The 11,969-nt window shown below is 38.2% G+C and carries 9 protein-coding genes; 1 reads left to right on the top strand and 8 read right to left on the bottom strand.

Translation table 11 applies throughout. The annotated features are described in order from the left end of the window. The first annotated feature begins 89 nt into the window (after window positions 1-89). Window positions 90-1,160 carry an acyltransferase family protein gene (locus tag ABVR31_RS07330; protein WP_372772267.1) on the top strand — a complete coding sequence of 357 codons (1,071 nt, stop codon included), beginning with the start codon at window positions 90-92 and terminating at the stop codon, window positions 1,158-1,160. A gap of 81 nt (window positions 1,161-1,241) precedes the next feature. On the opposite strand, the gene gndA is transcribed toward ABVR31_RS07330, so the two are convergent. The 8 genes from gndA to ABVR31_RS07290 all read right to left on the bottom strand — a co-directional run bounded on the left by gndA (window position 1,242) and on the right by ABVR31_RS07290 (window position 11,969). Next, window positions 1,242-2,651, bottom strand: coding sequence for an NADP-dependent phosphogluconate dehydrogenase (gene gndA / locus ABVR31_RS07325; protein ID WP_372772265.1), 1,410 nt, complete (start codon window positions 2,649-2,651; stop codon window positions 1,242-1,244). A 138-nt stretch (window positions 2,652-2,789) separates the two neighbouring features. After that, window positions 2,790-3,902: a glycosyltransferase gene (locus ABVR31_RS07320; protein WP_058782011.1), complete on the bottom strand. Its 1,113-nt coding sequence runs from the start codon at window positions 3,900-3,902 to the stop codon at window positions 2,790-2,792. After that, entirely contained in the window at window positions 3,899-5,041 is a 1,143-nt protein-coding gene (locus ABVR31_RS07315; RefSeq protein ID WP_372772263.1) for a glycosyltransferase family 4 protein, read from the bottom strand. Before ABVR31_RS07315 ends, ABVR31_RS07320 begins: the two co-directional genes overlap by 4 nt. Before the next feature lie 42 nt (window positions 5,042-5,083). Continuing rightward, complete coding sequence (locus ABVR31_RS07310) at window positions 5,084-6,799, bottom strand: glycosyltransferase (protein WP_372772261.1); 1,716 nt, start codon at window positions 6,797-6,799, stop codon at window positions 5,084-5,086. Between the two features lie 164 nt (window positions 6,800-6,963). After that, window positions 6,964-8,733 carry a glycosyltransferase family 4 protein gene (locus tag ABVR31_RS07305; protein ID WP_372772259.1) on the bottom strand — a complete coding sequence of 590 codons (1,770 nt, stop codon included), beginning with the start codon at window positions 8,731-8,733 and terminating at the stop codon, window positions 6,964-6,966. A gap of 2 nt (window positions 8,734-8,735) precedes the next feature. Continuing rightward, window positions 8,736-9,971: a class I SAM-dependent methyltransferase gene (locus ABVR31_RS07300; protein WP_372772257.1), complete on the bottom strand. Its 1,236-nt coding sequence runs from the start codon at window positions 9,969-9,971 to the stop codon at window positions 8,736-8,738. After that, window positions 9,964-11,184: an ABC transporter ATP-binding protein gene (locus tag ABVR31_RS07295; RefSeq protein WP_058780363.1), complete on the bottom strand. Its 1,221-nt coding sequence runs from the start codon at window positions 11,182-11,184 to the stop codon at window positions 9,964-9,966. The genes ABVR31_RS07300 and ABVR31_RS07295 overlap by 8 nt, the downstream gene beginning before the upstream one ends. Next, window positions 11,184-11,969, bottom strand: coding sequence for an ABC transporter permease (locus tag ABVR31_RS07290; protein ID WP_058780362.1), 786 nt, complete (start codon window positions 11,967-11,969; stop codon window positions 11,184-11,186). Before ABVR31_RS07290 ends, ABVR31_RS07295 begins: the two co-directional genes overlap by 1 nt.

Below are 11,969 nucleotides of genomic sequence, written 5' to 3'. Positions count from 1 at the left end.
CAGTCTGAGTGTAATAAAAACACCATTAAATACATACACTAAAACTGATAAAAAAAAGCCCTTAGTTTTTTAATTAAAGGTCATAACAATTGAACAAAGTAATCACCATACATTATTTACGAGGAATTGCCTCCTTACTTGTTGTTGCATATCATAACAAAACCAGTGGCTATGAAGTTTTGGGGAATCATAATATTTTCGAATACCTATTCAAGGGGGGCGCATTTGGGGTAGACCTATTTTTTATCATAAGTGGTTTCATTATTGCTTTTTCTACACAAGAAAATAAGGAACATAATCTTCTTAATTTTACGATAAAGCGTATCTTTAGAATATATCCAATATTTCTAGTCGCGATAACATTATATATCCTTGTTCATCCCGCATACACCTTTTATGAGATATTACGCTCATACATCTTCATAAATCGTGATTATGATAAAGCAGCTCCTTATTTTGGTTACAATGTTCTTTTTCCAGCATGGTCTTTGAGTTACGAGGTGTATTTCTATATAGTTTTTTGTATGGCGATGTCGATATCCCACCAGAAAAGGATTTTAATAACATCTGCAGTACTTATCATTCCAGCACTAATACTGCAGTTATATTATAATAATGGCATTAGTTTCAATGGCAGCATGCGACTGCAAAATTCTGATTTTGCCTTTTTGAATTTCTTTGCGTCCCCAATGTTATATGAGTTTATAGTTGGAATGATGTTTTTTTATTTAGTAAGACTCTTCGATAATGTTAAACACTATAAATATATTTGTTTTTTATTGTTTTTTTCTTTTCTTTTTTGTTACTTAACTACGTTCAATTATACAGTGGGATTAAGTGGTTTTGGCACTTGGTCAATATTACTAATTGCTGCTGGGCTCATGTTAGAAAGAAACCATGTGATTGGAAAAAATAAAATTCTTAGTTTTTTTGGCGATATTTCTTATTCCCTTTATCTCGTACATGCAATAGTCATGCAGGTATTGATTAAATATCATGTTTATGTTCCATTTTATAATAAAAATTCACTAAGTAAATTTCTCGTTATCATGATAAGTTCTATCTTATTTGCATGGGTATTACATGAGATTGTTGAAAAACCGATGTTAAGAGCGGGGAGAACAGCATTAATAAATATTATAAAATTCAGAAAAAAATAATTTCTAAGAATTTATGAAAATAAAAAAGGCTTAATGCTATGCATTAAGCCTTTTATCGCACTAAAGTATATCTACTTTAAGTTATTCCAACCACTCGGTATGGAATACACCGTCTTTATCAATACGCTTATAAGTGTGCGCACCAAAGTAGTCGCGCTGCGCCTGAATCAGGTTGGCAGGCAGCACTTCTGAGCGATAGCTATCGTAGTATGCAATTGCCGCTGAGAAGGTTGGCGTTGGAATACCGTTCTGGATGGCATAAGAGACAACATCACGCAGCGCCTGCTGATATTCATCAGCGATGTTTTTGAAGTAGGGATCCAGCAACAGGTTAGCGATGTTAGCATCGGTCGCATAAGCATCAGTAATTTTCTGCAGGAACTGTGCACGGATGATGCAACCAGCACGGAAGATCTTCGCGATTTCACCGTAATGCAGATCCCAGTTGTTCTCTTCTGAAGCCGCACGCAGCTGAGAGAAGCCCTGAGCATAAGAAACGATCTTACCCAGATACAGTGCTCTGCGCACTTTCTCAATGAACTCAGCTTTGTCACCGGTGAAGGCTTGCGCCTGAGGGCCGCTCAGCACTTTAGAAGCTGCAACACGCTGTGACTTGAGTGAAGAGAGGTAACGAGCAAATACTGACTCAGTGATCAGAGAAAGTGGCTCGCCAAGGTCCAGGGAGCTCTGGCTGGTCCATTTACCGGTACCTTTGTTGGCTGCCTCATCCAGAATCACATCAACCAGGTATTTACCGTCTTCATCTTTCTTGGTGAAGATATCTTTGGTGATGTCGATCAGGTAGCTGCTAAGCTCACCGTTGTTCCAGTCAGTGAAGGTTTTAGCCAGCTCTTCGTTGTTCAGACCCAGCGCACCTTTCAGTAACGCATAAGCTTCTGCGATCAGCTGCATATCGCCATACTCGATACCGTTGTGCACCATCTTAACGTAGTGGCCAGCACCGTCAGGACCGATGTAAGTAACGCAGGCTTCACCGTCTTCTGCACGTGCAGCAATTTTATCCAGAATTGGCGCTACCAGTTCATACGCTTCTTTCTGACCGCCAGGCATGATTGATGGGCCTTTCAATGCGCCCTCTTCCCCGCCGGAGACACCGGTACCGATGAAGTTGAAGCCCTGATCAGACAGTTCTTTATTACGACGGATCGTGTCTTTATAGAAGGTGTTACCACCATCAATCAGGATGTCGCCCTTGTCCAGGTGCGGTGTCAGAGATGCGATAGTTTTGTCAGTGGCTTCACCAGCCTGAACCATCAGCAGGATACGGCGTGGTTTCTCCAACGATTCAACAAACTCTTCCACAGTGTAAAAAGGTGCGAGCTTCTTGCCCTGGCTTTCCGCGATGACTTCATCAGTCTTTTCACGAGAACGGTTGAAGATAGAAACAGTGTAACCACGGCTTTCAATATTCAACGCCAGATTACGTCCCATAACTGCCATACCAACCACACCGATTTGTTGCTTGGACATTATCTACTCCTGTCTAAAGGTCTCATCGCCAGACTTACTCAGCTGACGAACAAAGGTGGAGAATATGTTAACTCACTAATATCATCTTCAGGTAGTGATTGATGCTAAAATTATTAATCAAGAAAACAAAATAAAAACCTATTTAATCATAGAGTTATACAAATCTTGATAGGCTGAGACCATTTTAACTCCAGTAAAATGTTCCCGGTAACGCTGATAGGCTCTTTCTCCGTAAATCTTCGCCAGATCCGAGTTTGCCCATAATGTGTCCAACGCAATAGCCAACGCATTGGGATCCGAGGGTGGAATAACGATGCCAGTTTCATGGTGAATGTTTATCCACGATGTTCCTGTGCCTATCTCGCTTGAGATGAGAGGTTTGCTAAACATAGCCCCCTCTAGCAAAGAGATCCCAAATGCTTCTGACCTCAAGTGTGACGGGAATACCATCGCATAACAAAGATGTAATAATGCTATTTTGTCAATGTCATTTAGTGCACCCAAAAAAATGATATTTTTGAGACCGTACTCTTTCACTTGTAATTTTAATTCATTTTCGATAGGCCCTGACCCGACAATAACAATCGGGAAATCTTTTTTCTTATTGGCCTCTACTAAAATATGTAAACCTTTGTAATAACGTAAAGTTCCGACAAAAAGGAAAAAACGTTCAGGTAGCCTTTCCCGCCATGAATTCAACACCGCAGCATTTGGTAATTTATATCTCTCTTGATCGATTCCAATAGGGATTACCTGAACTTTCTCTAAATATTTATTTAGTGTTGGACTAGTTTTTACATAATTTGGTGAAGTAGCAACTATCTTCCCCACAGATGACATAAACTTATGCATTAATGGGGTATAGATTTTTAACAAATTCTTCTGACGCACGATATCAGAATGATAACTTAAAACCGTAGGCTTATTTATTTTACAGATGAAATGTAAAGCATCCATAAATGGCCATGGAAAATGGTAGTGAATAATATCAGCTTCACTTGCAAGCTTTTTAAACAACGATAGCGCTTTAATAGAAAATGGACTAGATGCAATGGAAAAATCAGCATGAATTCTAATTGTTTTATGGGAGCCAATGGTTGCGTTAAGATTTTCTTCTCCAGGGGTTAATGATAGAACAGTGGTCTCAATATCACTATTTATAGTTCCTTCAGCAAGCTGGAATATGACTTGTTCGATACCACCAAATGTATCTGGATAGTAAGTTTTGTAAAAATGAAGAACTTTTATCATAAATGAATTAATTCTTTATATACATCCATCGTTTGCTGGGCACATTTTTCCCAGCTAAATCGTCTGGCATGAATGATTCCACGCTCAATAGCGTGCCTTCTATGTTCATCTGAACATAATGCAATTTCGAGTTGATTTCTTATCCCCTCAACATCTTCTGCGTCATGAAATAATGAATTCTCTCCAGCTACTTCAGGCAATGAGGAGTTGTTTGAACATACTACTGGAATGCCAGACTGAAGTGCTTCTAAGACGGGCAAGCCAAATCCTTCATAATTACTAGGAAAACAAAATACTTTAGCTGCGCTATAAAGCAGTGGGATATCCGCACCAGGAATATATCCTAAGTATATTAACCAGCCTTCACGTTGAGCCTTTTCAATTCTTAAAAGAATTTGCTCGTTTCTCCATCCTTTAAATCCACTAATGACCAGTGGATAGGAGACTCTGAGTGCAGAGGGCATTGATTCATATGCATCGATAAGAGAGACTAAATTTTTTCGCGGTTCAATAGTACCGATAAAGAGTGAGTAACCTTGGTACTTTAGGTTGTATTTATTCAACACTGGTAATGTTTGCAACTCATCTCTGGGGAAGAACTTTTCTGAAGCAGCTAAATATGTAGTTTTTATTTTATCACTTGGATAATCGAAATATTCACTCAAGTCTTTTTTAATGTATTCCGAAACTGTGATGATATAATCACTACGAGCAAGTCCTTTTAAAATTTCTTGCTGAGTGTATTTGCATCTTTTAGGCTCAAAAAAATCTGGATACTTAAACGGACTCAGATCATGAAATGTACAGACTTTCTTAGCTGTATGTTCTGGCAAGAAAAAATTTGGTCCATGATAGATATAGTCACTATAACGTGACAATATTCTTCGCTTTATTTTTGGCGAAAAAGCTTGATATATTTTAATTGCTGCAGAATTATTTTTTAGAATATTTTTTATGCCGTGAGATAGTGTTAAGCTTGAGTTTTCATTAGGTATATTCTGAGCGATTTTTGTACCATCAAAATAGAGAAAATCTTCTATTTCATTTAGCTTTTCCAAAGCTTTTGCTAGTTCGTATGTATAACGACCAATTCCAGTTAAAGGATATTTGATTGGTTCGACAGAGAGAATAACCTTCATAGATTCCTCAAAAGAGCCATATCACTATGGCTCATTCTATAATTAACACCAATCTTTGATTGCTCTATTTCTAATCAACCCGTTACAAATGTTATCAAGTCGCATGCTTACAGTTCGGTAATCATGCTGGTTGCGCCAACTCTTTGCAGAATTCATAATCGCTTCCCATTGTGGGGTTTCGCCTTCAATTTCTTTAAGCCTTGTAATGATGTCCTCTGCAATGTGTTCTGCAGTAAACCCCTTAAATTTGAAAACAGCATCACCAAGGTCATCAAAGATAGGAATAGGCGTGACCATAACAGGTTTACCCGTGGCCATCCCATAACGTACTGCCCCGCTTGCAGATTCGCCTGTGTTTTGATAGGCAAACAGAAGAAGGTCAGCATCTGTCAATAATTTTAAACTTTCATCATCAGATAAGAAGCCATTATGGAATTCAACGAGATCATTCATATTGTTATCATTAACGTATTGTTTTAACTCATGAATTAGATCTCGTGACTCCCTAACAGGAAACTCAGCATTTACTAATTTCAATTTAACAGTAACGTTTTGATCTTTTAATACTTTTACTGCTTGTACAATTTCACTTAAACCTTTATGGGGTAAGCAGAAACCATAAGTAGCAATGACATGCATATTTTTATTTGTATTATGCTGGAGCGATAAAGCCTTGTTGCTTAAAACACCATGCGGGAAAAGCGTAACATTTTCTTCTAAACCAAAAGACTTCAAACGATTCATGTCAGCAAAGGAATGCACTAACAGACGGTCACAAGATTTTAAGGCATCAAGCATATGTATTAATTTAAAATTCTGTTCAGGTTGCTTATCAGGATCAACTGTTGAATGCAGTGTCATCACAACAACAATATTTCTTTGTTTCAATGCATAAATTAATTCTGACAAATCAGCATGATTGAAGAACCCATAGTTGAATTGAATTATAATGGTATTCAGTCTAGCTTGCTCTATATGCTTGATGATGACATCAAAGTTATTTTTCTCTTTACCAATACTCCAGCTACGAATACTAAAGTCATTTTTAATGTCGAGGATCTCTTGCCCAATGGGTGAAAAAATGACTGGGTTAACCCCGGACATATTATTTATTAAATGCTGCGAATAAGTTGCTATACCGCATTTAGTATTCCAGGTTGTTATCCAACCTGTTTTAGCTTTCTGATTTAACTCCCAATTTTTAGCTTCCAGAGTATGTATAGCAGAGACAGAGCGCTCTGCCACAGCAGACCATGTAAAATCAGAAAGAATTTTCTCACGTCCAATCTTAGCCATTTCTCTTCGTTGATCGTATGACGTCGATGCAGCAAGTTTCATCTTCCTCGCCAAGTCATCAACATCAATGTTGACCCATGCAGAAGAGTAAAGGCCAAAATGCGTTTTAGCATGCGCATAGTCATAATCAACAAGCCAGCAATTAGTTAAATCACAGAAATCCTTTTGTCCACTCCAGCCAGTGACAATAGCAGGCATTCCACTTAACATAGCTTCTGCAATCGGTAGACCAAAACCTTCCGCACAACTTGGAGCGACGAGCACATCACATTGTTCATAGATGCTCTTTAGATTACCTTCTTCAAGGTCCTCTTTTATAATAACAACTTCAGGAAAATCACAGTATTTTTCCCGTAGCGCTGCCAGGCTGTCAGAAATATTATTGTGTGGGTTGTCAAACGTCTTGATGATTAATGTTACATCATCTTTACAGCTAAATGCTTTACCGTAAGCCTCAAGCATGTGTTCTGCCCCTTTACGTGGGAAGCACGATGAGACATGCAAGAAACGGAATGTTTTGATGGTTTGAAGCGGAATGTGCTTAACGGCGACATTTTCCCAATGATCACATCCATTACCGGTTACGATTGCAGGTAATCGCAAGCCGTTATCTATTAGCACTTTTTTTACGTGCTTTGAAGTGCAGAGTACCGCATCAAGTTCTGATTAAAAGTATGAATCCACTCGGATGGGTACCCTGTCTCTTCCCAAGCATAGCAGTGTAAAAGTTTTACCTTCGAATTCAGTCCAGACACTCGTGGCGGGTAGATATTACGAGACTGCACGGAAACTGATTCATTTATTTGTCTGCGTGCCTTCTCATTCCATGCTAGCAAGTCAGCATTATTACCTTTTTGCAGGAAAGATGTGCTAGGATTAAAATCACCAGGCCCTTCAGTGGAATGCAGAAAAATCTCTACGCCTTTTTTGGCAAGACCACGAGCAAATTCACGATTGACTAAGGCAAGACTATAAGATGAGTCAAAAGGGCCATCAATTTGCCATTCCAACGGTTTTGATAGAGCCTTATATAATTCGACCCGCTTGATATTACGGTCAAGCGCCTCGGCGACGCGCAATAAATCCTGCTCAGTAGGCCTTATTTTAGTATTAATTCTTTTTATGCTGTCAAGCGCAGTAATGGCCTCTTCGGCGTTTTCATCTTTTTCATTATTTTCAGATTCAAAAAGCTCAAAGGCTTCAATTGCACGTTGAGCAGAAATGTCCCAGGAAAATTTTGAGGCTTGACACAATGCATGCTTTTTGAGTGAGTGACGAAATTGTTCATTGATAATCACATCACGAATTTTACTACTGATTGAATTTACTGAAAATGGGTCAAATAGAGCCTCTTCAAGCCCGATAACTTCAGGTATACTGGTTACATTAGAACCAATAGTTGCCGCGCCACATCTCATTGCTTCCAATATAGGTAATCCGAACCCTTCATGCTCAGATGCAAATACAAATAAGAAGCAGTTCCGATAAAGAAGAATTAATTCATCATCGCTAACGTACCCTGTTAGAACAACATCTTTTTTTGACAGTCCTGCTCTAAGCACGATGGATTGCAGATAGTTTCTATCAGTCTCATTGATCTTGCTGATAATAACCAACTGTTTATTAAAGCGTAATTCTGGCTCAATTTTAGAGAAAGCTAAAATAAGTCTTTCAAAATTTTTTCGTTTGTCAAACCCCCCCGGAGCATAAAGAATAATATCTTTTTTGATTGAAAATTTTTCTTTAACTGCTTCAAAGTTGATATCAACTATTTCTTTATTGTACCACTCATCCTCAGTAGCAGAAGAAATCGAGACAATTTTACCTTGAGCATCTGATAACCATTCATGAATTTCTTGAGCAGTATAATCTGAGTTTGTCAGGATCAAGTCTGCTCTTTTAAGATAATCAATTTTTTCCATATAGTACTGGCGAAAATGATTATCTTGCAGGTACGTTTTTTCATTGACTAGTGGTATAAGATCGTGATGAAGAACTGCTATTTTCGCATTGCTTTGCAATTTTTTTATAGTAATCGCGGCGTCGTCAACATGACCTTCAAATAGACTGGTAATGAAAACCCAGTCAACTGAAAGTGTACGGATCATTTCCTCGCGAATAATTGCCGCAGCTTCCTGCCGCCATTCATTTCCCTGATCGCAGGCACGAAGAGGAGCCGGAAGCTGACAGACTATAATATTTTTTTCTGGTAAAAGTCCATACAAAGATTTTTTAATGTCTTCTAAAGTATCTTCAAAATTACCGTTCAGAAAGATATAGAAATTATGGTATTTGTTATTACGTAGTAAACCTTTAGTAATAGATAATGAATAGCGTCCTATTCCTCTAAATTTGCTTTCAGTTTGTGAGCCTTGCAAATCGATTAAAATATTCATTATTAATCACCTTTATTATTCTTTATTTCATCTTTATGAAGATCCTCGTAGATCTCCTTTGCTCTATTTGTCAACTTATCAATATGAGATGTCGGGAAAAAGTTATTATAAGAATATTGATTATTTTCCCCGCTAACAGATTTTAAATAAATTTTCCTTAGCAGGGAGTATATTCCTATCTTACGCATCAGTACCAAAATGTTAGACCTTGCCCTTGGGTATTTCCCCAATACACGGACAAGCCTCTGAAATATTTTACGCACAATGGCTTTTGCGAGATACTTAAGCCCTTTTTTACGAGCAACATCGGTGCGTTTACCCAAGTCTATCACACGTCGTAATGGAGCAGTCATGCGCCAGGAGTTACTGGAATATACGGCAAATAATCTATTTTCTAATTCTTTATTATAATCATTGATTTCTTTTATTTCAGCACGTACATTTTCAACTTTGTTTGTGAGCTCTTGGATGATAACATCAAGTTTACCTCCCAATCCCATATCATAGCGGTCAGCAAGTTCATCCAGAGTTACACCTATTTTTTTTACAAAAAACTCGTTAAATTCAGTATTTAATTTCTGAGAACCTGACTTTTGTGAAACAGTACTGTAATCTGGACTAACACCCTTCAACACTTCCGATAACGTAAGTTCTGAAGAATGATCTTTAATACGGTCACTTTCTTGCAATCTGACAATTCGCGTTCTTTCAAATCCATAATAGTCAGGGAGAAACTTTAAAAGTTCAGGAGGGAGTGGATTTTGATGCGTCGGGTCCATGTAAAACGAACAACTGCCTACACTTATGTTTTCTGGATTCGGCGTTTCAAGGATCAAAAGACCGCCGGCTTTTAATACGCGCAAAGCTTCTAATACTAGAGAATGAACAATTTCAAACGGAAGATGCTCAACTATATGAAAGCCCGTAATTGCGATAGCACTATCGCTTTCTTGCTTCTTCAAAAAATTGATACAATCATCTAATTCAACTGTAAGGCCATCTTTAAGTGCTTCAGCTAGCATTCCTTCATCAAGATCGACTCCTACGGCATGTATATTATTATCATGTAGAAGTTTTAGCCATTCGCCACGGCCGCAACCAATATCAATAACATTAGCATCTGGGTAGAAAGAATTGAGTTTTTGAATTAACGGTAAATATAATGTAAGCCGTTGACGAATATCTGCCACACTTCCACGATGTTTATCTTCAAATGCACGGTAAAAATTATTACTCACCTTTAATCTCCAATTGTGGTGGCATCCAGGCTACGCCTACAAAAGATGGTTTACCGCTGTTCACGACAGTGAAGACCAGAGCAAGATCACGCCATTCATAGTTTCGAGCAACATGTGTTTCTGATGAATGTAGAGCAACTGCAATTGAATAAGATCCCACACCTAAATTGGCTAAAAAACTGAAGGTAAATTTAATTTTACTTCCGGCAGCGACTCCACTTAACACTTTTTGCATATGATGAGTATTAGTACCAAAAACAGGCTGTCCCAAGCGATCTTTAATAACATAGCCCACAACTAATTCATCTAAATATTCATGTATATCAGCTTGAATATTCAACGTTACAGCTTGCCCAACTTGCAATGTTTCAATAGACTCATTATCTTGATTCAGCAGTTCTATGTGACTGATACGAGCTTCTCCAGTGCCTGAAAGCGTGGCCATCTTGCCATCATTATTACTCAACTTAATAGATTTTTTTTCTTTATCCGCTAAAAGCGCATTATAGAAATCCATTACAGCTTCAGGTTCTCCTTCCATTGCCACCTCCCCTTGGTTTAAAAGGATAGCGCGGTCGCAGATACTTTGGATTGCCTGCTTATCATGCGATACCAGGAGTAACGTCGTACCTTTTCTTCGGAACTCACGGATACGTTCGAAACTTTTGTGCTGAAAATAAGCATCTCCTACTGACAACGCTTCATCTATAATCAGAATGTCTGGTCGTATAGCCGTTGCTACGCTGAAGGCTAGCCTTACCTGCATCCCACTAGAATAAACTCGGACAGGCTGGTCAATGTAATCGTCAATCTCAGCAAATGACTCAATTTCAGGCATTAATTGATTAATCTGCTCAACCGACAAGCCTAATAATTGACCTGACATGTATACATTTTGCCGGCCAGTAAAATCAGCATGAAATCCCATACCCAGTTCCAGCATCGCTGCAACCCGGCCAGAAATATCAATATTGCCTGTAGTAGGCTTAGCTGTGCCAGTAATTAATTTCAACAATGTACTCTTGCCTGCACCATTAATGCCTATGATGCCAACAGCTTCACCTTCATTAATTTTGAAATTAATATTCTTCAAAATCCACTTAAGGGTGTGTTGTGGTTTAATGCCGGGAATCATCCATTCCATTAGCCGATGAACTTTACGCTGATAAATCTTGTATGCTTTTCCAACACCAGAAACTAAGATATGTGTCATTAGAGTTCATCCACCATTTCTGCTGAGTGTCTTCTAAATAAAATAAATCCGTAAATACAAAAAAGAATGCTTAAAATCACAACCGGAATTAGTGAACCCCAGTCCGGTATTTTATGGTAGGCAAATATCCCCTGATAAGCTTGCATTAGGCGCGCGACCGGGTTATACATGAGTATTTTATGCGCCCATTGAGGCAGGGAATTCAATACATAGACAATCGGTGTAAACCAGAACCAGAATTGTAATAGAACACTAACGAACTGCCCCACATCTCTGAAAAAGACATTCATCACGCCAAAGATCATTCCTAGCCCTGTCGCAAATGCAATTTGCAATACGATGACAGGAATCATTGTCAAAACTAACCATCCAGGGAATTCACCTGTAAATATCAGGAAAATAATGAAGAGTGTAAAAATTATTAAGAAATTAAGCACAGCTGATGCGACAACAATGAACGGCAAACATATCTTAGGAAAACTGAGTTTTTTTATCAGGTTAGCATTATTTATGAAAACACTCTGACTTTTGTCCAAAATTTCAGTAAATAAACCCCATGTTAGAACTCCTGAACAGAGATAGATACTGTATGCGAATGAGCCTGTGTTATCAGGCATTCTGGCTTTCATTACCTGTGAAAAAACTAATGTATAAACTAAAATCATAGCAAGCGGCTGGAGTACTAACCATAATGCTCCAAGCATACTTGTTTGATAACGAGATTGAAAATCTCGTTTTATACTACTGATAATAAAACCGCGATATTGATAAATGGATTTAAACAT

The organism is Pantoea sp. WEP (genome assembly GCF_041678305.1).
In the GTDB taxonomy this organism is placed as follows: domain Bacteria; phylum Pseudomonadota; class Gammaproteobacteria; order Enterobacterales; family Enterobacteriaceae; genus Pantoea; species Pantoea dispersa.
The sequence above is the reverse complement of the archived record's forward strand: the minus strand, read 5'-3'. Positions and strand labels throughout refer to the sequence as shown.

Bases quoted from the DNA above. Each gene is read 5' to 3' on its own strand.
- ABVR31_RS07305 (WP_372772259.1), bottom strand. From the start codon at position 8,733: ATGAATATTTTAATCGATTTGCAAGGCTCACAAACTGAAAGCAAATTT.
- ABVR31_RS07295 (WP_058780363.1), bottom strand. From the start codon at position 11,184: ATGACACATATCTTAGTTTCTGGTGTTGGAAAAGCATACAAGATTTAT.
- ABVR31_RS07315 (WP_372772263.1), bottom strand. From the start codon at position 5,041: ATGAAGGTTATTCTCTCTGTCGAACCAATCAAATATCCTTTAACTGGA.
- ABVR31_RS07290 (WP_058780362.1), bottom strand. From the start codon at position 11,969: ATGTTTAAATCCATTTATCAATATCGCGGTTTTATTATCAGTAGTATA.
- ABVR31_RS07320 (WP_058782011.1), bottom strand. From the start codon at position 3,902: ATGATAAAAGTTCTTCATTTTTACAAAACTTACTATCCAGATACATTT.
- ABVR31_RS07310 (WP_372772261.1), bottom strand. From the start codon at position 6,799: ATGCTTGAGGCTTACGGTAAAGCATTTAGCTGTAAAGATGATGTAACA.
- gndA (WP_372772265.1), bottom strand. From the start codon at position 2,651: ATGTCCAAGCAACAAATCGGTGTGGTTGGTATGGCAGTTATGGGACGT.